Source organism: Pseudomonas sp. ES1 (genome assembly GCF_050586605.1).
GTDB lineage: Bacteria > Pseudomonadota > Gammaproteobacteria > Pseudomonadales > Pseudomonadaceae > Aquipseudomonas > Aquipseudomonas sichuanensis.
Genome location: NZ_JBOBDM010000001.1, coordinates 26,736 through 49,807, shown reverse-complemented (window position 1 = coordinate 49,807; position 23,072 = coordinate 26,736). Strand labels below are relative to the sequence as shown.

The 23,072-nt window shown below is 51.4% G+C and carries 27 protein-coding genes and 2 pseudogenes; 15 read left to right on the top strand and 14 right to left on the bottom strand.

Features of this window, described 5'->3' with window-relative positions; genetic code table 11:
* The first annotated feature begins 136 nt into the window (after positions 1-136).
* From ACQ4N9_RS00290 to ACQ4N9_RS00280, 3 genes are all read left to right on the top strand, one after another.
* Positions 137-2,551: a hypothetical protein gene (locus ACQ4N9_RS00290; RefSeq protein WP_430931908.1), complete on the top strand. Its 2,415-nt coding sequence runs from the start codon at positions 137-139 to the stop codon at positions 2,549-2,551.
* Positions 2,552-3,297: 746 nt separating this feature from the next.
* A complete protein-coding gene (locus ACQ4N9_RS00285; RefSeq protein WP_430931906.1) occupies positions 3,298-3,432 on the top strand; it encodes a type II toxin-antitoxin system Phd/YefM family antitoxin in 135 nt (44 codons plus the stop codon).
* 455 nt (positions 3,433-3,887) lie between these two features.
* Complete coding sequence (locus tag ACQ4N9_RS00280) at positions 3,888-4,754, top strand: tyrosine-type recombinase/integrase (protein ID WP_430931904.1); 867 nt, start codon at positions 3,888-3,890, stop codon at positions 4,752-4,754.
* A 32-nt stretch (positions 4,755-4,786) separates the two neighbouring features.
* On the opposite strand, the gene ACQ4N9_RS00275 is transcribed toward ACQ4N9_RS00280, so the two are convergent.
* Genes ACQ4N9_RS00275 through ACQ4N9_RS00265 form a run of 3 tightly spaced genes read right to left on the bottom strand, consistent with a single transcriptional unit; the run spans position 4,787 to position 5,790 of the window.
* Positions 4,787-4,996 carry a hypothetical protein gene (locus ACQ4N9_RS00275; protein ID WP_430932002.1) on the bottom strand — a complete coding sequence of 70 codons (210 nt, stop codon included), beginning with the start codon at positions 4,994-4,996 and terminating at the stop codon, positions 4,787-4,789.
* On the bottom strand, positions 4,993-5,391 hold the full coding sequence (locus tag ACQ4N9_RS00270; protein ID WP_430931902.1) for a hypothetical protein: 399 nt from the start codon (positions 5,389-5,391) through the stop codon (positions 4,993-4,995). Before ACQ4N9_RS00270 ends, ACQ4N9_RS00275 begins: the two co-directional genes overlap by 4 nt.
* 33 nt (positions 5,392-5,424) lie before the next feature.
* Positions 5,425-5,790, bottom strand: a complete 366-nt coding sequence (locus tag ACQ4N9_RS00265) for a hypothetical protein (RefSeq protein WP_280060720.1) — start codon at positions 5,788-5,790, stop codon at positions 5,425-5,427.
* A 15-nt stretch (positions 5,791-5,805) separates the two neighbouring features.
* On the opposite strand from ACQ4N9_RS00265, the gene ACQ4N9_RS00260 reads away from it, so the two are divergent.
* Positions 5,806-6,255 carry a hypothetical protein gene (locus tag ACQ4N9_RS00260; protein ID WP_430931900.1) on the top strand — a complete coding sequence of 150 codons (450 nt, stop codon included), beginning with the start codon at positions 5,806-5,808 and terminating at the stop codon, positions 6,253-6,255.
* Here ACQ4N9_RS00260 and ACQ4N9_RS00255 read toward each other — a convergent pair.
* Complete coding sequence (locus tag ACQ4N9_RS00255) at positions 6,245-6,547, bottom strand: nucleotidyltransferase family protein (RefSeq protein ID WP_430931898.1); 303 nt, start codon at positions 6,545-6,547, stop codon at positions 6,245-6,247. The two genes, ACQ4N9_RS00260 and ACQ4N9_RS00255, sit on opposite strands and share 11 nt — an antisense overlap.
* A 140-nt stretch (positions 6,548-6,687) precedes the next feature.
* On the opposite strand from ACQ4N9_RS00255, the gene ACQ4N9_RS00250 reads away from it, so the two are divergent.
* Positions 6,688-7,143: a hypothetical protein gene (locus tag ACQ4N9_RS00250; protein WP_430931896.1), complete on the top strand. Its 456-nt coding sequence runs from the start codon at positions 6,688-6,690 to the stop codon at positions 7,141-7,143.
* A 26-nt stretch (positions 7,144-7,169) separates the two neighbouring features.
* Here ACQ4N9_RS00250 and ACQ4N9_RS00245 read toward each other — a convergent pair whose 3' ends face one another.
* On the bottom strand, positions 7,170-7,379 hold the full coding sequence (locus tag ACQ4N9_RS00245) for a hypothetical protein (RefSeq protein ID WP_430931894.1): 210 nt from the start codon (positions 7,377-7,379) through the stop codon (positions 7,170-7,172).
* Positions 7,380-7,466: 87 nt separating this feature from the next.
* Here ACQ4N9_RS00245 and ACQ4N9_RS00240 point away from each other — a divergent pair, with 87 nt between their 5' ends.
* A complete protein-coding gene (locus ACQ4N9_RS00240) occupies positions 7,467-8,084 on the top strand; it encodes a histidine phosphatase family protein (RefSeq protein ID WP_430931892.1) in 618 nt (205 codons plus the stop codon).
* Between the two features lie 141 nt (positions 8,085-8,225).
* Here the strand turns inward: ACQ4N9_RS00240 and ACQ4N9_RS00235 are convergent, their stop codons facing one another.
* Entirely contained in the window at positions 8,226-8,714 is a 489-nt protein-coding gene (locus ACQ4N9_RS00235; RefSeq protein ID WP_430932000.1) for a GIY-YIG nuclease family protein, read from the bottom strand.
* A gap of 28 nt (positions 8,715-8,742) precedes the next feature.
* A pseudogene (locus ACQ4N9_RS00230) lies at positions 8,743-9,159 on the bottom strand (DUF4113 domain-containing protein); the annotation flags it as partial.
* A 753-nt stretch (positions 9,160-9,912) separates the two neighbouring features.
* Here ACQ4N9_RS00230 and ACQ4N9_RS00225 point away from each other — a divergent pair.
* Both ACQ4N9_RS00225 and ACQ4N9_RS00220 read left to right on the top strand, forming a co-directional pair.
* Positions 9,913-10,827, top strand: coding sequence for an AAA family ATPase (locus ACQ4N9_RS00225; RefSeq protein ID WP_430931890.1), 915 nt, complete (start codon positions 9,913-9,915; stop codon positions 10,825-10,827).
* Complete coding sequence (locus ACQ4N9_RS00220) at positions 10,811-11,503, top strand: HNH endonuclease (RefSeq protein WP_430931888.1); 693 nt, start codon at positions 10,811-10,813, stop codon at positions 11,501-11,503. Before ACQ4N9_RS00225 ends, ACQ4N9_RS00220 begins: the two co-directional genes overlap by 17 nt.
* Positions 11,504-11,768: 265 nt before the next feature.
* On the opposite strand, the gene ACQ4N9_RS00215 is transcribed toward ACQ4N9_RS00220, so the two are convergent.
* Positions 11,769-11,963 (bottom strand): hypothetical protein, encoded by a 195-nt coding sequence (locus ACQ4N9_RS00215; RefSeq protein ID WP_430931886.1) that lies wholly within the window; start codon positions 11,961-11,963, stop codon positions 11,769-11,771.
* Between the two features lie 478 nt (positions 11,964-12,441).
* On the opposite strand from ACQ4N9_RS00215, the gene ACQ4N9_RS00210 reads away from it, so the two are divergent.
* From ACQ4N9_RS00210 to ACQ4N9_RS00200, 3 genes are all read left to right on the top strand, one after another.
* On the top strand, positions 12,442-13,272 hold the full coding sequence (locus ACQ4N9_RS00210) for a hypothetical protein (RefSeq protein ID WP_430931884.1): 831 nt from the start codon (positions 12,442-12,444) through the stop codon (positions 13,270-13,272).
* A 70-nt stretch (positions 13,273-13,342) separates the two neighbouring features.
* Positions 13,343-13,477 carry a type II toxin-antitoxin system Phd/YefM family antitoxin gene (locus tag ACQ4N9_RS00205; protein ID WP_430931882.1) on the top strand — a complete coding sequence of 45 codons (135 nt, stop codon included), beginning with the start codon at positions 13,343-13,345 and terminating at the stop codon, positions 13,475-13,477.
* A 1,385-nt stretch (positions 13,478-14,862) separates the two neighbouring features.
* Complete coding sequence (locus ACQ4N9_RS00200; protein WP_430931880.1) at positions 14,863-15,711, top strand: hypothetical protein; 849 nt, start codon at positions 14,863-14,865, stop codon at positions 15,709-15,711.
* 14 nt (positions 15,712-15,725) lie between these two features.
* On the opposite strand, the gene ACQ4N9_RS00195 is transcribed toward ACQ4N9_RS00200, so the two are convergent.
* The 3 genes from ACQ4N9_RS00195 to ACQ4N9_RS00185 all read right to left on the bottom strand — a co-directional run bounded on the left by ACQ4N9_RS00195 (position 15,726) and on the right by ACQ4N9_RS00185 (position 18,128).
* Positions 15,726-15,953 (bottom strand): hypothetical protein, encoded by a 228-nt coding sequence (locus ACQ4N9_RS00195; protein WP_430931998.1) that lies wholly within the window; start codon positions 15,951-15,953, stop codon positions 15,726-15,728.
* A gap of 683 nt (positions 15,954-16,636) precedes the next feature.
* Entirely contained in the window at positions 16,637-17,401 is a 765-nt protein-coding gene (locus ACQ4N9_RS00190) for a hypothetical protein (protein WP_430931878.1), read from the bottom strand.
* Between the two features lies 1 nt (position 17,402).
* Positions 17,403-18,128, bottom strand: a complete 726-nt coding sequence (locus tag ACQ4N9_RS00185; RefSeq protein WP_430931876.1) for a caspase family protein — start codon at positions 18,126-18,128, stop codon at positions 17,403-17,405.
* Positions 18,129-18,630: 502 nt separating this feature from the next.
* Between ACQ4N9_RS00185 and ACQ4N9_RS00180 the strand changes: the two are divergent.
* Positions 18,631-18,720, top strand: a pseudogene (locus ACQ4N9_RS00180) (histidine phosphatase family protein); the annotation flags it as partial.
* A 129-nt stretch (positions 18,721-18,849) separates the two neighbouring features.
* Here the strand turns inward: ACQ4N9_RS00180 and ACQ4N9_RS00175 are convergent.
* Both ACQ4N9_RS00175 and ACQ4N9_RS00170 read right to left on the bottom strand, forming a co-directional pair.
* Positions 18,850-19,146, bottom strand: a complete 297-nt coding sequence (locus tag ACQ4N9_RS00175; RefSeq protein ID WP_319903169.1) for a hypothetical protein — start codon at positions 19,144-19,146, stop codon at positions 18,850-18,852.
* Positions 19,147-19,442: 296 nt separating this feature from the next.
* Positions 19,443-19,697, bottom strand: coding sequence for a hypothetical protein (locus ACQ4N9_RS00170; protein ID WP_023128610.1), 255 nt, complete (start codon positions 19,695-19,697; stop codon positions 19,443-19,445).
* A 458-nt stretch (positions 19,698-20,155) separates the two neighbouring features.
* Here ACQ4N9_RS00170 and ACQ4N9_RS00165 point away from each other — a divergent pair, with 458 nt between their 5' ends.
* Complete coding sequence (locus ACQ4N9_RS00165; RefSeq protein ID WP_430931873.1) at positions 20,156-20,461, top strand: GNAT family N-acetyltransferase; 306 nt, start codon at positions 20,156-20,158, stop codon at positions 20,459-20,461.
* 26 nt (positions 20,462-20,487) lie between these two features.
* Here the strand turns inward: ACQ4N9_RS00165 and ACQ4N9_RS00160 are convergent, their stop codons facing one another.
* Positions 20,488-20,697, bottom strand: coding sequence for a hypothetical protein (locus ACQ4N9_RS00160; RefSeq protein WP_430931871.1), 210 nt, complete (start codon positions 20,695-20,697; stop codon positions 20,488-20,490).
* A gap of 232 nt (positions 20,698-20,929) precedes the next feature.
* Between ACQ4N9_RS00160 and ACQ4N9_RS00155 the strand changes: the two genes are divergently transcribed.
* Positions 20,930-21,703, top strand: coding sequence for a hypothetical protein (locus ACQ4N9_RS00155; protein WP_430931869.1), 774 nt, complete (start codon positions 20,930-20,932; stop codon positions 21,701-21,703).
* Between the two features lie 439 nt (positions 21,704-22,142).
* The gene (locus ACQ4N9_RS00150) at positions 22,143-22,961 is read left to right on the top strand and encodes a hypothetical protein (protein WP_430931867.1); all 819 of its coding nucleotides are present in this window, start codon (positions 22,143-22,145) and stop codon (positions 22,959-22,961) included.
* Positions 22,962-23,072 lie beyond the last annotated feature (111 nt).

Genomic DNA, 23,072 nt, shown 5'->3' with positions numbered 1-23,072 from the left:
GCCGCCTTGGCGCCTCACTCGCTTCTCGCCCCTCCAGAGCAAGAACTCCTCCACTCATAGCAACTTCTCGGCTTCCAGCTAAGCTGAATCTTGGTCTGCCAAAAAGCTAAGAATTTTTGCTAGGGAATGGTGCAGGATGAGATCTGATGATGCTTACGTCGCCTTTCAACGTTTAAAAAAACATGCTGAAGAAAATATTAGTGCCATCATTACAGAACAAGACGCTCGCTTTCAATTAATTGACCAGATGTTAGTCGATGTTTTGGGATGGCCCAGAGAGTCAATCCGAACTGAACCACATCTCGATGAAGGCAGAGTTGACTACCTACTCCTTCAAGGTGGCCGAAACAAGTTAGTAGTAGAAGCTAAGCGAACATCAGCGACTTTGATTGATACCAAAGCTGACACACTAAATTTTTTCAAATTTAACGGCCCCAGCTCTAAATCAGCTACACCTGTACTTAGACAAGCTGAAGGCTACTGCCTGGACACAGGCGTGCAGTTTTGCGCAGCAACAAATGGCTCGGAGTGGATTGGGCACTGGGCCATCAGGGGAGACGGGCGCTCAAAATCAGACTACAAGATTGCAGTCTTTCCTTCCCTAGAGGCCATTCAGAGCAGCTTCCTTCAATTCTACGAGCTTTTCTCAGCGGAAGCGATTTCAAAAGATGTTTTCAAGACCTATTTCAATGAAGAGGAAGGCAACTCGGTGAGTCAGGCTGAAGACCTGCTTAACATCAGAACTGACAACCCACAATTCATGAGGAAATCTGAAATATCAAGAGACATTGAAAAAGTATTTACGAAATTTTTTACCTCAATGTCTGGCGACGAAGACTCTGAAATGCTTATTAACTGCTTCGTCGAGAGCAAGGAAAGTCGTGAAACTGATGTTAGTCTTCAGCGAATAGCCAAAAACATCATAGATGGAATTTCATATATTGATACAAACCATGGCCTGCAAGCCGATATACGAGATGCTGTCGACAGCGAAAAGGGTGACTTCGCTCTAATTATAGGGAACAAAGGCGCCGGAAAGTCAACTTATATAGATCGCTTTTTTAAATTAACTTTAGAAAGTACCTTACGGTCGAAATGCCTCGTGCTCAAGGTTGACCTGCGGCTATCCCCTGGAGATACGAGCTCCATAACTCGGTGGCTAGACACCAAGCTATCTGAACTTTGCGAATCATTACTATTCCCCGATGAGCCTACATACGATGACCTTCGCGGCGTCTACTGGAGAGAATATAAGCGTTGGTCGCAGGGAGAGATGAAGCATCTTTATGAAACTGACAAAAATCAATTCAAAATAGATTTCGGTAGTTTTATCAAGGAGCAAAGACTAAAAGAAACAGGCTTATATCTATCAAATTTACTGTGGCATACCGTTGGTGCCCGTAGTTTGATGCCATGCCTCATCTTTGACAACGCCGACCACTTTCCCCGTGAATTTCAAGAAGCTGTTTTCCAGTACGCTCAGTCCCTGTACAGGTCGATCAAGAGCTGCTTTATTATTTGCCCTATTACAGACAGGACAATTTGGCAATTATCCAAGCACGGCCCATTTCAATCCTATCAATATAAGGCCTTCTATCTTCCAACACCATCCACTAAAGAAATCCTTCAAAAAAGGGCGATTTTCCTACAGTCGAAAATCGATCACACGATCAACACAAATCAAGATCAGTACTTCCTGACAAAAGGAATTCGAGTTAGTGTTCAAGACCTGAATGCATTTGTTGCTTGCATTGAAAGCATCTTCATTGACACGGACTTCATTTCACGCCTTATCAGCTCATTATGCAACCACGATATTCGTCGCAGCCTTGAACTTACTAAAAGAACGCTCACATCCCCACACATCGCTGTGGACGACCTAGTAAAAACTTACCTGTCTCAAGCTAACAAACTGAGGATAGCACCCCAAAAGATAAAGAAGGCTGTATTCTTGGGGGACTATTCTCAATTCTCCCAAGACGACAATAACTTCATCCTAAGTCTCTATCATACGTACTCAGATCATATCTCGACCCCCCTTGCTAGACTCAGCATTCTTCAGGCACTAAAACAGCAATATTTCCAATCCGAGGATGCGGAGGCAAAATTCATCGAAGTCAATCAGCTAGTCATTTATTTAGAGCCGATTGGCATCCCTAGAAAAGTTATTATCAGGCACCTAGAGGCATTATTTTCCTACAGACTGATTGAGGCTTATGACCCAACAAGCGAGGTACTGGATGAAAGTACCAAGATTAAAATTAGCCCATCAGGTTTAATTCATATTGAGCTTGGTTCCGATGACCTTACCTACATTGAACATGTTGGTCTTGCGACGCCGATACGGGCCGGCGAGCACCTCGCTACTTTGCGCGGACTTTTTGCCGCCCGAAAACTCGACAGAGACGACTGGAGCAAAATCTCGGGAGTGTTCGTAAACTACCTTCTTATCCAAGACGAAATATTCTGTCCCGCTACAAATATTCTGTCTGGACAGGAGTCATTGAGAGCGACTCTAAGGCGGCACATGAGAACACTGGACAATCTTTGAGTCGATATCTACAGATACTTTTGCTTTAACCTAGCCATGACACCAATAGCTGTCATGGCTATTTATAGTGTTTCATTAAACCAAAATAACCGGCAGCCGCACTGCCCTAAGATAGTTCTCGATGGCCACACAGACGATATTCACGAGCAAGCTGAGCGCGCAGGTGGCAGGATGAAAGCCCGACAGGGCCAAAACCCGCCTTGGGCGGGATTTGGTTCACGCTAGCCTTCCGCGAAGCGGCCCGCAATAGCTTATCGATGCAGATTACTGAAGTGCTCTACTAGCCTTGCAGGAGCAATCGACTGCCACGTTTCAAGTACGTTGGTTTATAGAATAGATTAATTTCAACCCCTACAAAAAACACCGCAATTAAGCAGGTAGGAGTAAATGCGCAACGCGCTACATCCCCAGTATATTCCGCGAACCCATTCAAGCCATAATGACAACCATCGACAATCGAGCCCTGACCAAAGAAAAATGCGACCCAAACTACAATAAAAGCCACTGCGAAAATTATCGCCGCGCTGGCCCAGATGCCAAGTTGTGAGTATGCCGCAGGCTCGACACATTTATGACGTCACCGCCAGCAGGCTTAACAGCATACTCAAGGCCCTTACTTTTAACTTTACTTCTTGACTTTTACTATCCAGTAAAATTCGTAATACTCGCCTTTCTCGAGTTCCTCAGATACCTTTGTAGGGCATTCTAAAGTTTGGAATTAGCACACCATCCAAGAAGAGGTCGAGATGCAGGTGATCAGCTTAACGCAGGCAAGAAGGCGCTTCAGGCGGCTCATGAGGCTCCTTCAAGAAGGAGATTCATTCGTGATCACCAGGAATGGAAAGCCGGTCTGCAAGCTTGTGCCACCTGAGGCGCCGTGACATGCACACGGTGCTCAGAAAACCCGCAAAGAAATCCGAAAAAACTAGGAGACTTCCTCGCTGTAAGCCAGGAGTGACATGGTCTCCAGGGATTGCTTGAATCCGCAAACCCGCTGGCTCGGCCCTGCGTGCACAGCTATCGTGAACCAAACCCTGGCTGCGCCCGATTTTGCGCCCTGCAGGTGTCCATCTGCTCGCCTCTGGCCCTCCCGCCTGCAGCGAAGTTCATATCCGATCAACTCTCGAAGTCGACCTACACGTTAGTATCGACTGAAGCCCACGCCATGCCTAGACAACCTGAAAATGAGCATGGTAGGTTTGCCGTCCCCTGATCTCCCCCCCTGGATCAAACGGTCGGCTCGTGAAGGCTTAGCCACAGGGCACTCTAACCTCTCCTCTCGCACGCATCTCATCGAGTCAGCGGGCAGCCGACACCTTGACGACCGGAGATTTGCATGCGCATTCCTGTCCATCCAGACGACCTGATCCAAAACCGTGGCTTCAAGTACATGGCCAAGCAGCTACGAAAAATCTTGCATGGGCCAACGAGAATCCAGCTCGCGTTTGCTCAAGATGTTCTCGCGAAAGGCTTCGGCTATGAGAATTACCACGACCTTGAGAAAACGGCGCAAGCAGCCACCCCGGCTGTGACGGCCATGGAGCACAGTACCGCTAGGCAAGTAATTCTCTCCGGCCTCCAAGCTGCCCTTGCCCATGGCGATGTGAGCGCCAGCGAAGAGGAGTTGCAGGGCCTGATACGTTCGCTCCCCCTCAACTCGCTGACTGCGTTTCGCCGCACGCCCGCGCGTCCATCATCGGCGAGACAAGGACTCACCAAAGCCAGCGTCGAGGCGATTGGACGAGTAGCCAACGCCTATGGCAGCCTGCGCGACAAAGCATTGTTCGCCTGTATGCAAGCAGGTGTCCGACCTGGGGAATATCGCTCGGCGATTTACCTCAACCGCGTCGGGGCGTATCCCAGGGTCAAAACCTTCGGGCATGCGCCACTCCCGAGTAGCTGCCAGGGTGCGATCAAGAAGTACGCCTGGGCGACAAAGCTTTCGGAGGGTGATTTGCTGTTCCCGTCCACCAAGGATTCGACGCTCCCGATGTCCGCACAGGAACTAAACAAGCTGCTGCGCACTTGGACTCGGAGCGCAGGCATCGAAGACGGGGTTGTGACTGCTCACGGCATTCGGACAGCCACTGTGGCTTACGAAGTGGGCATGCTGGCTCGCATCAGTGAATTGACAGGCCACTTTCCAATCCGCTCTACGCTCAACTACATCGACCGATCCCGCTTGCCGCTGCAGCGCGACTAAGGCTCGACCATCGTCCTGCGCGGATTAGTTGATCAGTGCAAGGCCTCACCAAGCGTGCCGGCCTTGTGCAGCTGGTAGTCGATGACGGTTTGATAAAGATGATCCGCCTCGATACGGAGCCGCTCCACCACATCGGCTGGCTGCCCGTCGTTCACGGCATGTTGATGATCACGGATCGCTTGGAGAGCTTGCCTCAGCAGCGGCTCTCCCGCCTCGGCCATTCCAAGAATCGTTCTCTTCACTTCGAGCACCTATCCTGCCGGTTGGAGCGGTGTGCTTTCAGGTGCTCAAGCTCTCTCTGCCAGGCCAGAACAAATTTCTCGAAGTCGAGGAAGTACGCCCCCGCAGCCAGCCGAGTGGATCCCACGCTCGCTGCCCAAAAGCGCTGACGCCATGGCTCTGGAATACTGTCATCAACGACTAGGCGAATTCCGTTGTGGTACTGAGTTTTGACGGCTGCCATGAGCTCCTGGCTCGAGAGGTCACGACCCGTCACCAAGCCCTCGAGAGCCTGATCAACCTCATCGAGCTCCACCAACACCTTCACAGCGGCGGGGTCGCCAGGCGTCAGCTCGGCAAGGGCCCACAAGGCTCTGCGCTTCGCAACTTCGAGTTTGCGCAGCTGGTCGCCGGTCATCACGCAGTACCTCGGTTTGTAACCAGCATCACCTCATATGCCCATTTCATCATCGATGCGGTCTCCCTTCATCCTGTGAGTGAGCTGGTTCATCGGCAGTCGAGCCATGAGGCCATCGGCCAAATCACTGGCGTGTCGTGAGTACAGCGTGACAGTGCCAGGTACTGCATCACGTAGCGGTACGAATGCTCCGACTCTGCCTTGGGCAATTTTCAGTATATTCAACACTTGGTGGCCCAACGTAGCCGTGGACAGATGATCAACCGTGGCATGCTCCGGGTAGTCAAAAGTGCCCCACAGCTCCACGACGATCTCGAGCAGTAACTCAGGGCCAAAGTGTTCGAGGGCAATCTCCCAAAGCAGGCGCTCCTGCGCGAGGGAAAGGCGTTTGCTAGGCATAGAGGATATTCGACTGTGAAACTCTTTCTGGACTGCGAATTCACCGAACTCAGCCAGCAGGCCAGGCTCATCTCCCTGGCGTTAGTCGCCGAGGATGGCCTGGAATTCTACGTGGAAGTCGTCGACGCGTGGCGAGAAGAGGACTGCAGTGATTTCGTGAAGGAGATCGTACTGCCGCAACTCTGGGGAGGTGAGTACGCCATGCCGATCCTCAAGGCAAGGTCGGCGCTCCTCCGGTTCTTGGCTACCTACGACGAAGAGCTCGAGATTGTCACAGACGCACCTGCCTACGACTGGGAGCTGTTTTGCGAGCTCGCCTATGACAATGGGAAATGGCCCAAGAACGTCAGAAACTTCCCTACTGATGCCACGACCCTGACTACGACGAACGATGGGGAAGAACTGCCTCATCACGCCCTGCTCGACGCCAGGATCATCGCAAGCATGTTCACAGCTACAACGTAACCATCTCACGCTCGATGGATTGCCTGAGGTGCTCGGGCATGTTGTTGCAGACGTGGAAGTCGACCGGGACGCCCACCATGGCCTGAAGCTCGTCTTCGAGCTCGGCGATGTCGAACAAGGAAATCTTGCCGGCCATTGCTGAAGGGATGGTGGCAAGCAGATCGAGGTCACTCCCTTCGTGATCATCGCCTCGAGCGGCAGAGCCGAAGAGCTTGGGCTCAATGAAGCCATAGGCCTCGATTAGGTGCCGGATGTCCCCTTCCTTGCCTCGTATCGCGTCAGAGGGCTTCATACATTTCTCCATGATCCACGGCCTCGCTGGTTGAGTGTACAGACGGATTCACCTTGGCAAGCGCTTGTCGATAATCGCTGCAGCTAGCTCCTAAAAGGCATCTACACTCGTTTTTCCAGCCAGCGACCGAGGTCAAAACGATGCCCACACTTCCTCCGACTGAGGCTAGTGACGAAGAATGGCGCGCCTTTGCCGAAGAGCGCTGTGAGGAGCTCAAGCCTCATGTGGCGGAGTTCATCCTGGAAAGGTTCACGTGCAAGCCCAGGTATGTCCAGCAGCGGGTGTGGCGAACTTTCGCGACCGTGTCAGCCCTGAGCACCCAGTTCGACATCTACATCCGCAAGTTTGTGAAGCCAAATGACTACTGGCCAAGGGAGTGTCTCGTCTTGGCCCGGATCGGCTTCACGAAGGAACGCGTTGGGCATGGTCGAGCGCTGGTGCAGCTGGCTCCCCAATTTGGCTATCGCTACCTGGCCATCGAGTCTGCCAACGCCAATGCATCAGCGTTCGCCGAAAGGCTGGGCTTCAGCCCACGCGACAATGGCCGTCACTGGATCGGTGCGGTTGATGCTGTGCAGAAAGCCTTGAACAGCTGATAGGTAGAACGTGGTCGGCCAGGGGCTCAATGACCTTTCTCTGCCAGCCCACCAAGGGCTCGAAGCTGATAATCAGTGACGGCTTGAAAACGATGCTCGGCCATCAACCGCAGGCGCTCCAGCTCAATTCCCACCACTCCATCAGTCTGGGCCTGATGGTAAACCTTCAGCGCTTCCACAGCCTCGGTGTACATCGCATGGTCGGGCATTAGCACCTTGCTCAGATCTCGTTTCACGATCTTTCCCTTTCTCCATGGCTATCCCACTCGATGCCATGCCAGCATTACGCAATCCAAACAACGTGAGCCAGGGAAGGATAGTCCATGAAGAACGTCAGGCTGATACGTCATGGTGAGAGCGCCGCCAACGCTGGCGAGCCAACTAGGGATCACGCAAGCATTCCTCTGACGGCAAAAGGCCTGGAGCAAGCCCGTATCGTCGCTCAGTCGATCACCAGCGCCCCAAGCCTCATTCTGGCCTCACCGTTCCTTCGTGCCCAAGCAACCGCACTGGCTACCACGGCACTCTATCCTGGTGCTGCTTTCGAAACTTGGCCGATTCACGAATTCACCTACCTTGCGCCGGCACGCTGTGTAGATACGACGCTCGCACAGCGGCGAGGCTGGGTCGATGCTTATTGGCAGAGATCAGATCCTGGCTTTTCGGACGGTGTAGGAGCAGAGTCCTTCCATGATCTTGTGGCGAGAGCTCTGCATTTTCTTGACCGAATCGCAGAACACTCGGCCAATGAGATCGTGGTGTTTTCGCATGGCCAGTACCTCAACACCGTGCGCTGGCTCCTCGAGAAAAAGCCGCAGGAGATCGACGGTGATGCAATGCAGGACTGGCGTCAGTACGAGGTAGCGAATCATATCCCGAATTGTCAGGGGTTCTCGCTCAGCAGGCATACGGACGGAAGGGGCTGGGCTCTCGGTCGTTGAAACCTCAACTACGAACGTCAGTATTTTGCTGACCTTATCTTTACGCGCTTTTCACATGCGATGCCCGAGACTCCAGCTATCCCTACGTGTGATAGACCTTGCCCGCCTAGCAGCGGGCTTTCTTTTGTCCGGCGATTTACATCACTCCTCTTCTTGATGGTTAGGGTCTTCGAGGGACGTAAACGCATCGCACTGCAGGCAGTGGTACATGCAAGATGCCTCTTGATACTGCAGGCCGCAAAAGCTTCCGCAGAAAGGGCAGCATTCGTAATGCTCCAAATCTCCCCACGCCCACACTCCGTGATACTCAGGGATACCGTCTTGGTCATGGCCGATGACCTCGAATGATTTGCCCGAGAGCCCTGCGAAGCCATCAATTCCGTGCCGAGCTAAAATAGGCAAAACGTCCGCAGGGTCTATGTCGAACCATTCACCGGAGCCTCGATGAGGGGAATATTCCTTGTGAAGGGACTTCTCCAGAGATACATCGGCGCCGTTTTTTGTGTGAATCCAACCCAGCAGATGGAGCTTTCTGGGATTGCCTGTTTGAAGAGCTTTTCTCCGCTGCTCGACGTCCTTGGCTCGGCCAATTTTCACGCTTTCGTTCGTGTCCTCGATGAAGAAATAGATCGTTCCCGCCCTCCCTCTACCGGTACTGCTACTTACAGTAGACCGTCCAAAGCTCGTCCATCTTTGTAGTGAAGCTCTGGCTCATCATTTCCCGCCGCATGCCCCAAGAGGGATCGACAGGCACGCTGGCCAGCCTCATGGTGCCGCGTCCCCACCGGGCATTCACGGTGTCTAGGACACCCATGAGTTTTTCGCTGGACGCAGGCTGGGACGCTGCAAAAAGGTCACCTGTGATCTCCCCACGCTGGCTCATGCCGAGCAGCAATACTTCGGCCTTGCTGTATCGGAAGCCTTCACGATAAACACGCTCGCCCCCCTCCAGCGCAGCCTTGGTGAGCAGACGAGTGTCGTCCGTAGGGTATGGCAGTTCAACGAGCAGGCCGTTCACATACTTCGCCTCGTCAGGATTGAACATGCCGGTACGGATGCTGACCCGAACGCGCTTAGGGCCGAGACTCAGCCGATGCCAGGCTCAGTTCACGCCAGCCTGGCCGTTTTCAACGGCGAGCACACATCACTTCAGTCCCCGCCCATCGGTAGATCAATCTTGCGAGACAAGATACCTTTACCAGCGATGGCATCTCGCCACACCACGAGACTTGACTTGGAAGGTTCTGCATTGGAAGGCATTGGAAAAGCTCATCCCTCTAAGAGAGAGAACTTCTCGGATCAGCTCGTGGAATGGATCAGGAAAAGCAACTATCGGGCTACCAGTGAGAGTGAGATCGCTTTCGGCCACTTAGTCACCTGCGACTCCTCACCTTACGCGTTAAGGAGAGCGCAACTATAATAGGTTAATTTTTATCCCTCTAACGCATTGATTCAGCAATGTAGGAATTGGCCACGAAAAACCGCAGCAAGGCATTGAAACTTCAAACTAAAAAACCCTAAAGAACACCGGAACTCCCAATTGACAACCTTATTGAAAAACCTGACAAACATCATAGACAAATCCGTAATAAACAATCGGAATCCTAAGATATCGTATATAATAGGAGATAACGGCTCAGGCAAAAGCCGGCTACTATCTGATATTTGCGATCACTATGAAAACAACACCAACAGCATAATAAAATCAATACTATGCATTACAACTGCCGCTAGTGATAGATTCACATTTGGAGATGGGCGAATTAGACGATATCTAGGGCTGCGCAGTTCGGGAAACGCAATATTTTCATCTGCCTTAAGCAGGCAAATGGCAATTCTGGTATTAGAGTCAGTAGCACAGGGGCATTACAAGCATCTCGTTGAACTCGAAAAAACATTGGAAAAGAAATTCCATATCGAACTTGGAGCCACCGAGAATCTGAATTCAGAGAACCTTGCATCCACCATAGACCGTCGAAGAATCCAGCCAGATAAATTCAACCAGAAATTCAACACATCAGATCGCAATAAAATAATTAAAATATTAAATAACGGCCTAAACTTTCGAAAACTTCTCCCAGATGAAGCTAATCTAATGATAGCTTATTTGCAAACCCGTCCAAGCGTCACCCTTTATTTAAAAGATGAAGAAGTCGAGCACGAATTTGAACAGCTAAGCTCTGGCGAGCGGAATCTTATATCGCTCGGACTAAAAATCATTAGCCGAGCCTCTAGGCACGCTCTGATCCTGATTGACGAGCCGGAAATAAGCCTTCACATGCAATGGCAAATGGAGTTTCATAAAAACCTTATAAAAATGCTTGCCGCTTACAGAAACTACCATGTAGTTATAGCCACTCACTCACCGGTACTGGTTTCAGAGGCTGCGAGAAACAGCCGCTCCGATACGATATTTGTTTTAAAAGGAGCACATGAGAAAATAAACATTGACTCAGCTGACAAGAATTTCGAGATCATTGACGCCGACCAAATTCGAAGCTGCGATGATCTAACACTGATGCATTTTCATACCCCAACATACAACTCAAAAGCAATTGATATCAGAATCGCGGAACTCGTACTTGATGCAACCTCACCGAAACCCAACGAAAACAGCGTTGTTGAACTTAAAGAACTAAGGGATACCGACAACCTTCAGCCAGACAAACAGAATGTGATAGATCAAGCCCTAGAGCTCATTCAACTGCGAAATGCAAGGAAGGCAAATGAAAAAGTTAGCTGATGCAACAGCCCTGGGGGTATTAAATAGACTTGAACAATGCATTAGCGATGAAACCATAACTGCGAGCCAGGCATGGAGTGTATTCTCCAGACCAGACGACGCTTTAAAGTCAAAGAAAAAAGAAACCAAAATCACAGCTTCCGAACACACTTCACTAACCACCTTAAAAAGCAAAGTCAAAGAACTTTTAAAGAAAAAAATCTCAGGTCGCTGCGCCTACTGCAAGCGAGTAATGGGCCAGCATGGCATGTCATGGCACATTGAACACATTAGGGGGAAAAGCAAAAACCCGAAATACATCTTCAACATGAAGAACCTTACCTACGCCTGCATCGACTGCAATTACATGAAGAGCCCAAGCGTAGACACTCCTAACATTTCGCATCTTATAATAAACCCCAACAGCGATGCTTTCCAATACGACACCCATATAAAATTTATCCATATTGCAACAGAAAAACTACACTACCTACGCTACTCTCCAATCTCAGACAAAGGAATAACAACCTATGAGAAACTCGCATTTAAACGCCTTGAGCTAATAGAAATTGTTACGAGTCTCAACCCAATCATCAAGGACATAACCATTCAAATCGACTCAAGGATCGACGAGCTTGATGAGAGCGATACCGCTTTGAAAAACTTTCTTATGAATATTAAGCACTCTATTTCCTAGAGCTTAGATAGTAATTGTTCAGCGTGTAAAACCAGCAGTGGCTCGCTTTTATCAATCCACACGAATACCATTATGAACGCACCTAGGGTAGATTTAAATTATAGAGCTAAGGCCGTCATAGAGAAAAACAAATAACAAGCGGAGCGCGCACGCCAGGAATGCCGAAGGCATGAAGGATGTCAGCCCGAAAGGGCCGAGACGATGCGGAACGCAGAGGCTCGGTTTACGACAGCTTGGCCGCGAAGCGGCATGCCCTCACCTCCTGTCATTCGTCAAACAGGTGATCCATATCTTCACTCGTGAAGCCCCAGAAGTAGGCCACCTTCTGAGCCTCTGCCGGCGCCGATTCCAAGACAGCCCGGCCTCTTGGGAACAGCTCCGCATAGAACGGCACCGTTCTTGCCATAACGTGCACGGAGGTCTGCAAAGCTACTAGGGCCAGCATCCGCTGATCATCCATCGACTGCGCCTCCCCCATCTGCATAGAGCTGATGTACGAGCTATGGGCATACCCGCAGAAAGGGAGTAAACGTTCTGGAAATACTTCTTGTTGAAGCCCGCCCTCACCGCCTCGTCCGTCCACGACTACCGAACCCTGGCTTTGCCAGGTTCCGGCCCTTTTGGGTTTCCATTTTCTCGCCTCTGGCCCATCGTGAGCCGGCACGCTCCGCTTGCGGTCGTTTCTGATACCCAAACATCCTTCATAGCACTCCCCGTCAAACCAGCCTGGCGATGCCCTTTCTGCAGCCTGTTGCGGAGTCAGTTTGGCTGATTTATGATCGGGCCAGGCGGTGATGGTCGCCTGGCGCCTGTTTCGCGAAGCAATAGCCCATCGTAGATTCACCCTCCGTTTTACATCGGCATGTCCCTAATCAGACGCTGCCCGGTGAACAGGCAATCGGTAACCAAAAGCGTCAACTGATTTTGGAGACTTTGCCATGTCCGATTTTTCCCCTCTCAGCATCATCAAATCGCAATGTAAGCAGCTTGCTCGTGAATACGACATCAAGCTTTCTGCTGCCCAAGAAGCGCTTGCGCGTCAGGCAGGGTTCGAGGAGTACCACGAGCTCGTTGTCGTCGCCCGGCGAAACCCCACGGATCCTCGCCTGATGCTCGCCGCCTTTGGCGTGCGTGACTTCAAGGACGCCCTCCACAAAAACGATGTGTTCTCCGAGCTGGATCAAGAGCTGGAGGATCTGCTTTCCGACCCCATGGCCGAGACCAACGCCAGCGAGTTCGCTATCGGCGAATACGAGGTGGAGTCAGCCGCCTATGACGATGCGACTGGCGTACTCAAGTTGGACATGTCTATTACCTGGCAAGGCAAGCAGGATCCTGATCGGGTTTACTACGGCACGGCTTTCTTCCTCCAAGCTGAAATTGATCTGATTCGGCGGGATGGCAAGTGGTCGCTCGGGGAAGATGGTGTTTCCATCACCGGCAGCGAAACGGAAGCAGACCGTGATCGCAGGGGTGAATGGGAGTACATGGCGCAGCAGCAGGCCATTGAAGCAGAGGAGAACCGTCCCCGCAGTAGCATGGCGCGAGCGCTGGCGAGTGAGCTTCAGATATCCCAGGAGGATGCCGAGCTTCTGGCAGATGCCGAAGTAACCGCGAACACCTCTGATGACGGGATGATCTACAGCTACTTTGTGGACGTTGAGTCGTATGCCGAGGGAGCTTTGCGGGATGATCTGCTGGCCCGCTTCGGCACCTTGGAGTTCGAGCTGGACGTCAACTTCTTCGACGACATCCATCCTGAAATGTGAGTGAACTGGGGGTGGTCGGCTGAAGAGTTGGCCACTTTCAACTCAGTTCTGCGAGAGCGAGGGCTTCGGCATGCAGGTGATTAGCGCAACGCAGGCAAGACGGCGTTTCCAGAGGATTATGAAGCTCCTGCAGCAGGGGCACTCGTTCGTGATCACCAAGAATGGTAAGCCCGCCTGCATGCTTGCGCCGCCTGAGGTTCCGTGACATGCGCACGGTGTGCGGAAAAACCCGCTAAGAAATCCGAAAAAACCAGGAGACTTCCTCGTTGTGAGCCAGGCGTGGCGAGGGCTCCAGGGATTGCGCAATGTCAGGGTTCGGCTAGACACTTTCCGTTGTCCGAACCCTGAGCGAAGGCCTGATAAATGATGAGCCCTCAGAAGCTGAGCTTTGAGGCCAGGCTTGCACGTTTTTCGTATCCGAAGATCAGCTTAAGCAGCACTGCTCCAGGCTTCACAAATGAGCATGCTGTTCCACCTACTTACTTAACGAATAGCCCGTACACCTTTGTAGCGATTGTAATAACAGTCGCGCCAACTCCAAGAACTTTAAGCCATTGGACTTTTGACTTTTCTGGCGGCGCGGGACAGGGAGCCCCAAAATTGACAGTAATGTGGATAGACTGCGGCGGATATTTATCCGAACCGGGGCCGCTCGGGCCTTGGACATTGATTTGCATGTAAAGCCTCTTAATTTAGTTTTTGAGTGAAAAAACTTAATTAAGAGAAGATGCGAAGCCTATGCCTGCGAACACTCAGTTCAGCATCATAAGCAGAGAAGGGTGTAGTCAAGGTTGTACGAAGGGATTGAAGCCATAGCGCAATTACAACTTTTGCGAAAGCATCGAGTGTGCCCATGCACAACTCAAACTTGAAACGATCAGCCTGACCTTTCAGGAGCGCAAATATATCATGTACTGAAAATGGATCTATGCTTCTACTGACCCAGTACGCGACAGCGACGTCATCACCGCCAATACGTATGTGTTGAGTCCTGTATCTCCTCCAAATAGAATCCCGCGTCCGCCTTATAGCGCTAGCGTAAAGATCGCCACGCCTTATCGAAGACATAGTCCTCATCGTAGAGGCTACAGTTCCGCCTTCTTCTCTATCAAACTCATCCCAGCTTAGCATTTAGCACTCCTGACTCCTGACCAGTGAGCGTGCGATTGGATTTGCCAGTGCCACCTCTACAGCCATGCCCGGCTCCCGAACGAGCCTCGATGGCGTAATGGCTGAGAGTAGCTGCTTCGCCTTCGGCATTCAACCGAAACCGACTACCACACCTACCCGCCAGTCCCCTTGGTGCACATCAGGAGCCTACGTAACTCAGCCCCGCAGCCAGGCCTGCAAAGGCCACAAGAAAGCCTCTCATCGAGGTGTGGATCGGCAGCTACACGAAATTGAGCTGCGTGCTTTTTCATCTGATGCCCACCCCACGGCTCATGATCATGCAGCTGCGACGCCACAGGGCGCGGCAGCATACCTCCACCGCCAAAAGTGGCATAATGGCATTACTCTCATGATGCTACCCCCCTGGGCTAGCCCAAGATGTTTATACGTAAATGAAACGCCTACGCTCAAGGACGCGAAATGCTTAAGGCCCACGCTATTCCGAACCGTGTCATTTTCGGAACACTCCTACTCACTCTCCTAGTATCCTTACGCTACTTTTGCACTGAAGGCTTGGACAACGCCTGGGTTCAGCTAAACGAAAATCAAATCATGTATTTGTATTCGACCTCCGCCCAAGTAATTGCTGCAATCTACGGCCTAACAATCGCCGGCTATATATTCCTTCGCAGCGAGTTCATTCGCGAGGCCAAAGATGACCCAACGCTCGCCGAACCCATTGAAAAACTAGAAAACCGATACTTTCAGCAGCTATCATTCATCACAGCGTTGGCAATGACAACAATCTGTGTCGCCTCATTGGTTATAGCTTATGAGACTGACAAAGACATCCAGCGCCTCACTATACTTATGAACTCAGCACAGTGTTTATTTGGAATTTCCTTCCTAGCCATATTTTTCTTTATCGTTGACATCGTTCAACCCGGAAACATAAAGTCAGCAAGCAAGAAAATCCAGAAGAAAATCGACCCTTTTCGTGAGGGCCAACAGGGTAACTTCAACAAATTTATTGAGAACTACTCTCGCATTGAGAATGCTCTATCCCAATGCATTGATCTCTCGTACAAGACGACCAAGCAAGGGCGCCACCAACAAGACAAGAGAACTCCAAACTCTCAAATCTTAGAATCTTTAGCTCGCAAAAAAATTATAGACCAAGAGCTTACCAAAAAAATTAAAACTCTTATCTCCTTAAGACATGCAATTATGCATGGAGGAGAAGAGATGGTGAGCAAAGCAATGGTTGATCAAGCTATTGCTGCATCAGCAAAACTCGAGCTTGCGGTAAATACAGCACGAGGCCAATAAAGATTACTTCGATCCTAGGTCAGTCCTTTTCTTTGGTGGAGTGGGTCGCCAAGCGTGCCAGCCTTGTGCAACTGGAAGTCGATGACGGTTTGATACAGGTGATCAGCCTCGAGACGGAGCCTTTCGATCTCCTCGGCTGACCTCCCTTCATTCACCGCCTGCTGATGGGCCCGGATGGCTTGGAGAGCCCGCTGCAAGAGCGGCTCGCCGGCCTCTGCCATGCCCAGGATCGTTCTCTTCATCGCGACCATCTTACTGCGATGGGCACTCAGGTGCTCAAGCTCCTTATGCCACACGGCCACGAACTTCTCGAAGTCGCGCAGATAGGGCCCCTCTGCCAGGCGGGTAGAGCCAACACTCGCCGCTTGAAAGCGCTGCAGCCACGGTTCAGGGATGCTGTCCTCAGCGATCAGCTGGACGCCGTTGTGGAGCTTCGTAGTGACAACATCGACGAGTTCCTGGGCCGAGAGTTGATCAACGCTCACGACGCCCTGCAGGCCCTGTTCAACCTCGTCGAGTTCAGCCAGCACCTTTTCAGCGCGAGCGTCTCCAGGCTTTAGATCGGCAAGTGCCCACAGCGCACTGCGCCTCGCGATCTCCAGGCTCTGCAGTCGATGATCAATCGTCACATCACTTCTCCCTGTCGCAACGTCATCAGCGGGAGACTGCTGAAGACAAAAAGCTGGTCTGCTATACCGGCCTGCTACAGAAAACATCCCCTGAAAATTATCCAGCGGGGCAAGCCCGAAGACCGAAGACTAATGAGTCGAAGAGATCCTGAGGGCCTCTTTGAGTTCGTGATCGCGGATATATTTATAGATAGATAGTGCAGAGCCCAAGGCGGCTCCTGTTAGGCAGCTCTAAATCCCCACTGGTTAGAGTTGTCGAGGGAAAAACCGGTGGCTATTGCCTATTCAATTACTTACTATTTTTCAGTATCCGTCACTTTTGCGGAAATGCTTGGTGCAAGACGCTCGGTGAGCCCTGATAAGAAACCGATAAACAAGAAGCCAGCACCACCTTTATCAGCGAAGGAGAAAGCTAGGCCAGACTTAACCGCAAGATAGACAAATACTGCTGAAAGCATGCCAGCTACTACCCGATAGCGGCTTTCAAGTTCGTGAATATTCTTTCCCACATGACAGTCTAGCTTCTCGCCGCCCATGCGCATGATGATCGACAGTAAAGCACCCATGGCCCCAGCAACCGCTGTCAAAATCAACTGAAAAGGCATGGCACCGATCACAGATTTTGCCGTATCTCTAAATATCCATATCGCGATGCCCATGGTTAAAATGACAGCGACTGCCTTACCTGCCTCTGTCAAATACCATTCGCGAGCTATCTCTTCACTACGATTTTTTAGATAAACCTCTGCATTGGCGAGTATTCCAGAAGCCGTATCGAACTCACCCTCAAGTGCACAGGCAAGGGCTTCCCCTAGCAATCTTTTAAAATCCAAGGAGAACTTATCCGGAAGGTGGCCATTAGGTTTACACTCTAATATTCCTATCTGAGATAGAGTTTTTTGCCGCCCCGCCTGACTATGTGAGTTAGCCTTGTCGTACTCGTCGCTAGTCTTCCAGTCCAGAGTATTGGATGAATCAACAAATACAATGTAGCCGTCTGTTTCGACTACTAAGTAATTGACATCCATTGCTCCCCACTTGGTTTCGTCGTAGTCTGGCATTTTATTTTGTTATCACGGCGAACGGATAATAGTCCAGACGGCGCCCGGCATTAAATACGGGGGTTTGAGCAGAGCTTTTCTTAGAAAGTTGGCTGTGAGCCCAATCGAATGCTTGTTTAACATTTACAATACCATGACTTCCTTCAGGTAGGTAAGCATTTGGGCTAGCCATAAGAGCCTGAGTAAATGCACCACCCTTTTCATCTTCACCTGCGGACTGATTCACGCTACAAGAATAAGCGACAATCCTACCTTCAGAGCAGTTCATCACCGCAGAGTCGAAAGCAGCACGATAATCAAATTTATCTTCCGCACTGTAACTTTCCATGGCAGCCTTTAGAAGAACCTCCGATATTGCTATCGTTCGTTCGTGCCTACATACATCCGCAATCACAAACTGGCGTTTGCCCCGAGAGTTTATAGAGTCGATGCTTAGTGTATCTTCTTCTGTCAAATAAATTACGGTACTACCGTTAGTGCCGAGCACCTGATGCTCTCCGTGCCCTGCGCAGAGGATAAAGACATAATCCACATCCGCACATGAGTTGAGGTATTTGGTAACCGTGGCCTTGGACTGGTCGACGAGTGTGACTATTTCATCCTCTCGCCAAGCTCCACCAATAGGAGAGCATAGAAACGCCTTCATATCCTTAATATCTTGGACAACGCCTGGCAGATATGTCTCTACGCTAGGAGCCCCAATCAAAATAGCTTTCCTGCTCAGCATTCCATCACCTATCAAAAAAATCTCATACTATTGGGCGCCCTCAACGCTACAAGAGTTGAAGAAGGTATGCCCTGAGGGTGTACCCAAACCAGCCGGAGAGGTGGATCATCAAGCGACCAAAGCTACTAAACTGCCATCATTCTGTCCATAGGATCACCTGACTATAGGTGTCAGCTAGGCACTGCCACTTCCCATGTCTCACCTGAGCGAGCTCGGGAAATCACAGAGCATCTCCGTCCAGCATAAGATTGCCACGGGGTCAGGGTTGGCAAGGAAGTAGGGACGTCCGGAACCTGGTCTCACATTTTATTGAGCCAAGCGATGTGTGATGGAGCGCGGGTGAGAAGCCGCAGGGCTTCTAGCCTGCCGTTAACAGTAACGTGGAGCAAACTCTGTTCTGCCCAGACGACAGGCTTCCTCAAGTATTTGTACTGATCTATCCCACTTGCTGCCATGCCAGCATTGCGCAATCCAAGCAGCGTGAGCCAGGGAAGGATAGTCGATGAAGAACGTCAGGTTGATACGCCACGGCGAGAGCGCCGCCAACGCTGGCGAGCCCACTCGGGATCACGCGAGCATAACCACCCGCTTGCCGTTGCTGCTCGAAAGAAAACCAGCCCCAAGACCCACTCCGATACAGAAAGCAGGGTCGAGTCTGACGCTCTGTGAAAATTGGATGCCTCTTTGTGGTCATCGGCCCCATCCGTAGGGCCATGAACCATTAAGTAGTGGCCCCACCCCAGGCCCAATTCTCGCCCACGACAATGAAGATTTCGGAGGTGAACCCCCGATTGGCGAACGCCTTTTGAACAGAGCTGCAAACCGAATCGCGCACGGCACCTGCTCCCGATCCGTTGAAGAAGCCCATCGTCGAAGTCGTTGGAATCACCACGTTTTGGCCAGCATCTGCTTTAACAACCTTGGCTAGGCCAATCGCATTCAGATCCTCATACGCCTTCTCATAATCTCTCGAGGACGCATTCTTCAGATCAAACGTGCAGTAAACGAGATAGCTCATGGAATTTTCTCCCCGGTGAGCTCGACAGTCGTAGGTGGGCCCGCCATGAAGCGGGCAGCACCTGGTTTGGTCTTCAGCTAGGCCACGACTACTGCGTATGGCACACGGAAGAACAGGTTTTGCAGCCGTTGGACTGGGGGTAAGTGTTCCGAGCCTGGCGCACAGCGGTCACACAGGTTGTGTGGTAACCGAGGTCGAGGCGGTTTTGAGGAGCAGGCAGGTAGATGCAAGAGCTGGTATGCACCTCATGGTCGCCGTTGGCTTGCTTGTTCCGATTCACGAAATACTGGGCCATGTCAGTTGCCTCGCTCTTTGTTCGATTGAGAAAGCACCGAGCCTGCAAGCGCTTTAGTCGTGGCGTTGTATTTGTCGCTTTCGAGAACACGGCTGGCTTTGGTCTCCATTTCGGCACTGGTTTGCTTACCAGTGGATGCCTGCGACATAGCCGAGCCGGCCAGCTCCTTCTGGATCGCAGAAGAGCTGCCGCTGCGAAGAACTTCGGAAGCCAGGGTGGCTACAGTGGAAGAGGTTTGCTTCGTATTTTTCGGCACGATGATGTGCTCCTGTATCGATATTGGATCAAATAGGCAGGAGCAACCCTTGAGCGGAAAACCGGGCTGGATGGTTGACAGCCAGACTCGGTTTTTCTCTAATGCGCGTCCCACCAATGTCCGCATTGGCTCAGGGAAGGCGGTTATGCGTGCTCGGCGACCAAACTTTGCACGCATACCCGCTGCCTTTCTGAATCCGCAGCGTGCCCGCCAAAAACACAAGATGTGGGGTTTCTAGCGGAACGAGATACAAGATAATGGGGTCATTTTGGCAATGCAAGGTATCCCCCTTGTGGATAACTTGTGCGCAAATTGTTAGTTGGATCCCAAAATCGTGCTGTATGGATGCACAGCCCTTCAAACATGCGGGTTCCAGCCTCGTCGGGCTGTAACATTTGGCAATACTTTCCCGTTTTGTCCCCTACCAGAGCCCCGCGATATGACGAACTTTCGCGACCGTGTCGGCCCTGAGCCTGCAGTTCGACATTTACATCCGCATGTTTGTGAAGCCAAATGACTACTGGCCAAGAGAGTGCCTCGTCCCGGCTCGGATCGGCTTCACGAAGGAACGTGTTGGGCATGGTCGAGCGCTGGTGCAGCGTCTGGTGGAACTGGCTCCCCAATTCGGCTATCGCTACCTGGCCATCGAGTCCGCCAATACCAACGCATCAGCGTTCGCCAAAAGGCTGGGATTCAGCCCACGCGACAAGGGCCGTCACTGGATCGGTGCGGTCGACGACGTGCAGAAAGCCTTGAATAGCTGATAGGTAAGATGTGGTCAGCCAGAGGTTCAGTGGCCTTTCTCTGCCGGCCCGCCAAGGGCTCGAAGCTGATAATCAGTGACGGCTTGAAAACGATGCTCAGCCATCAACCGCAGACGCTCAAGCTCAATCCCCACGACTCCATCAGCCTCGGCCTGATGATAGACCTTCAGCGCTTCCACAGCCTCGGTGTACAGCGGATGGTCGGGCATCAGCATCTTGCTCAGATCTCTTTTCACCAGCTCTCCCTTTTGCCATGGCTATCCCACTCGATGCCATGCCAGCATTACGCAATCCAAGCAACGTGAGCCAGGGAAGGATAGTCCATCAACAACGTTAGGCTGATAAGCGAATATGCACAGCCCGCTTGCCAAAATTGCGGCCATGCCATCAACGCTATTGCCGTTACCTCCGCACAGCTTCATGATCACCGGTCGCGAACTTCGGTGCCGAACTGGCGTAGGTAGAGACATGAGCATTACGGATAGCCGGGCCTTCATCCGGGAAGTCAAAAATGCGCCTCAAAATTTTTTCACCATTCACTATTCTTGCCAAAGCCTATACGACGACAACGAGGGGCTCTCACCTCGGATCACTTCTATAGCCATCACTCACTATGCGACCGGTCAAGCAGTCAGCTTCTCTACGCACTCTATAGCCGAGGAGCTGCGAATCGGGCGAGACGAGGTGATGGCTAGCTTTGATGCGATTGAGCTGGAGCTTCTGACCGGCTTCTACCGGTTCGTGCGTGACCGTCGCGACAAAATCTGGATCCACTGGAACATGCGAAACCTGACCTACGGCTTCGAACATCTAGAGCACAGATACCGAGCTTTGGGCGGCAGAGACGCTCCAGTGATCCCCGTTGAGCGCCGGCTGAATCTGAACGACCTTCTAGCTGACCGTTATGGTTCCGGCTACGCCAGCCACCCCAAAATGAAGTCGCTGATGGAGCTGAATGGTGGGCTTCCTCGACATTTCCTAGAAGGTAAAGAGGAGATTCAGGCCTTTGAGAACAAAGAGTTCATCCGGATGCATAACTCGACTTTGTCGAAAATTGGCTTCCTGAACTCCACAGTTCGAAAAATGGTAACAGGAAAGCTCCGAACTGCGTCCAAAGGCATCGGAGTCGCCCTTGACCGGCTCTTCGAAGCCCGGTTCGCGAAAGGAGCTGCACTTGTCGCCACCGTTGTGGGAATCGGGGTTGGTCTCTGGCAGACCTACCTTTGGGTGACGGGAGGATAGTGACAGCTACTGCGGCTCCGTTAGAGCCGCTGCGTGCCCACCCTCTATTTACTGTAGACAGCAGAGCTCTTCCATTCTTGTGGTCTAGCTCTGGCTCACCATCTCGCGCCGCAAGCCCAGGAAGGGTCGACCGGCACACCGCCAGGCGCATGGTGCCTCGTCCCCAGCGGACGCTCACAGTGTCTAAAACAATCTGAGCTTCTCACTGGCCATCGGTTGAGCCGATGCGAACAGATCTCCCGTAATCTCCCCACGCCGGCTCAGTTCGAGAAGCATCACCTCCGCCTGCTGTATCGAAAGCCTTCACGGTAAAGGCGCTCTACGCCTTCTTGGCCGGCCTTGGTAATCCTGCGAGCTGGCTGATCAGGCTGTACCATCAGTATGATGTCGGTTTTGAGTGCACATGGGCCCTGCGGCGCCCTTCTTGATGGAGATGAGAATGTTCGGCTTCTTGAAGGATCGCAGGGAGTTCTGGTTGTTTTGTGGTACTTGGATTGCCTTTGCCCTGTTGCTCGTGGTCAAAATCAAGTTTGACGTACCGGAGACTATGAAAGACTGGCCCCGCCTCATCGCTGCACTCAGATCAGACGCTTTTGAGGACATTGTTGGGGATTTACTAACAGGCCTCATAGCAGCCTACTTTTTCTACCTATTGATTGACCTTTGGCCGCGCTATAAGAACGAACAAAAAGCTATAGGTATACTCAATTTATTGATCGCATCTGTTATTCAGGCTTACGAGAAAAGGCATTTTTTCGCTCACACAATGGCGATTACGCAGGCAGATGTGAACGTGCTGACGAAGAAAAGGATCGACGCATTCTTAGAGGAGGTAAAGGAACAGCCTGATTACGCCAAATTGAAATGTGCATTGTTCACCGCGCACTCTCGATTCGCGGACTTCCAGCAGACCCTAGCTATCGCAGCTCCTCTTGGGCCCGATAAAGCACTTCAATGGCTTGTCATCACCGACAAGGTCAGGTTGTTTGTGGATGAGTACGAAAAACATCCAGAAAGTGAGGTTTACAGACCTTCTCAAGTTTTTTATGACGACACAGCAAATCTAGACCAAGGCCACAAGAATTTTATACGCTATTTCAGCAATATGACTGATTATAGGGATTCCCTTCGAGACTGCTTCTATGAGTTCCTAGAAGAGGCAAATAAATGGATATCCCCTGGGAGTTTTGAAACAGCTCAGCCAGAGTCGATAGATATTGACGAGATCACTGAGCCGAGCCTGAAAGCGCCTGATTAACTGACTGCGCCTCGGTGAGCAATTCAAAGAGCTTGAGAAGAGGCTCACCCACTGAAAACCCTAGCGCACGCAAATGAGCTCATTGAGACTCAGATCGCGAGCCGCAAGGCT

Excerpts from the sequence above, each read along its gene's own strand:
- ACQ4N9_RS00290 (WP_430931908.1), top strand. The coding sequence starts at position 137 with ATGAGATCTGATGATGCTTACGTCGCCTTTCAACGTTTAAAAAAACAT.
- ACQ4N9_RS00285 (WP_430931906.1), top strand. The coding sequence starts at position 3,298 with ATGCAGGTGATCAGCTTAACGCAGGCAAGAAGGCGCTTCAGGCGGCTC.
- ACQ4N9_RS00280 (WP_430931904.1), top strand. The coding sequence starts at position 3,888 with ATGCGCATTCCTGTCCATCCAGACGACCTGATCCAAAACCGTGGCTTC.
- ACQ4N9_RS00270 (WP_430931902.1), bottom strand. The coding sequence starts at position 5,391 with ATGACCGGCGACCAGCTGCGCAAACTCGAAGTTGCGAAGCGCAGAGCC.
- ACQ4N9_RS00265 (WP_280060720.1), bottom strand. The coding sequence starts at position 5,790 with ATGCCTAGCAAACGCCTTTCCCTCGCGCAGGAGCGCCTGCTTTGGGAG.
- ACQ4N9_RS00255 (WP_430931898.1), bottom strand. The coding sequence starts at position 6,547 with ATGAAGCCCTCTGACGCGATACGAGGCAAGGAAGGGGACATCCGGCAC.
- ACQ4N9_RS00250 (WP_430931896.1), top strand. The coding sequence starts at position 6,688 with ATGCCCACACTTCCTCCGACTGAGGCTAGTGACGAAGAATGGCGCGCC.
- ACQ4N9_RS00240 (WP_430931892.1), top strand. The coding sequence starts at position 7,467 with ATGAAGAACGTCAGGCTGATACGTCATGGTGAGAGCGCCGCCAACGCT.
- ACQ4N9_RS00225 (WP_430931890.1), top strand. The coding sequence starts at position 9,913 with ATGGCAATTCTGGTATTAGAGTCAGTAGCACAGGGGCATTACAAGCAT.
- ACQ4N9_RS00220 (WP_430931888.1), top strand. The coding sequence starts at position 10,811 with ATGAAAAAGTTAGCTGATGCAACAGCCCTGGGGGTATTAAATAGACTT.
- ACQ4N9_RS00215 (WP_430931886.1), bottom strand. The coding sequence starts at position 11,963 with ATGGATGATCAGCGGATGCTGGCCCTAGTAGCTTTGCAGACCTCCGTG.
- ACQ4N9_RS00210 (WP_430931884.1), top strand. The coding sequence starts at position 12,442 with ATGTCCGATTTTTCCCCTCTCAGCATCATCAAATCGCAATGTAAGCAG.
- ACQ4N9_RS00205 (WP_430931882.1), top strand. The coding sequence starts at position 13,343 with ATGCAGGTGATTAGCGCAACGCAGGCAAGACGGCGTTTCCAGAGGATT.
- ACQ4N9_RS00200 (WP_430931880.1), top strand. The coding sequence starts at position 14,863 with ATGCTTAAGGCCCACGCTATTCCGAACCGTGTCATTTTCGGAACACTC.
- ACQ4N9_RS00195 (WP_430931998.1), bottom strand. The coding sequence starts at position 15,953 with ATGAAGAGAACGATCCTGGGCATGGCAGAGGCCGGCGAGCCGCTCTTG.
- ACQ4N9_RS00190 (WP_430931878.1), bottom strand. The coding sequence starts at position 17,401 with ATGCCAGACTACGACGAAACCAAGTGGGGAGCAATGGATGTCAATTAC.
- ACQ4N9_RS00185 (WP_430931876.1), bottom strand. The coding sequence starts at position 18,128 with ATGCTGAGCAGGAAAGCTATTTTGATTGGGGCTCCTAGCGTAGAGACA.
- ACQ4N9_RS00175 (WP_319903169.1), bottom strand. The coding sequence starts at position 19,146 with ATGAGCTATCTCGTTTACTGCACGTTTGATCTGAAGAATGCGTCCTCG.
- ACQ4N9_RS00155 (WP_430931869.1), top strand. The coding sequence starts at position 20,930 with ATGAGCATTACGGATAGCCGGGCCTTCATCCGGGAAGTCAAAAATGCG.
- ACQ4N9_RS00150 (WP_430931867.1), top strand. The coding sequence starts at position 22,143 with ATGTTCGGCTTCTTGAAGGATCGCAGGGAGTTCTGGTTGTTTTGTGGT.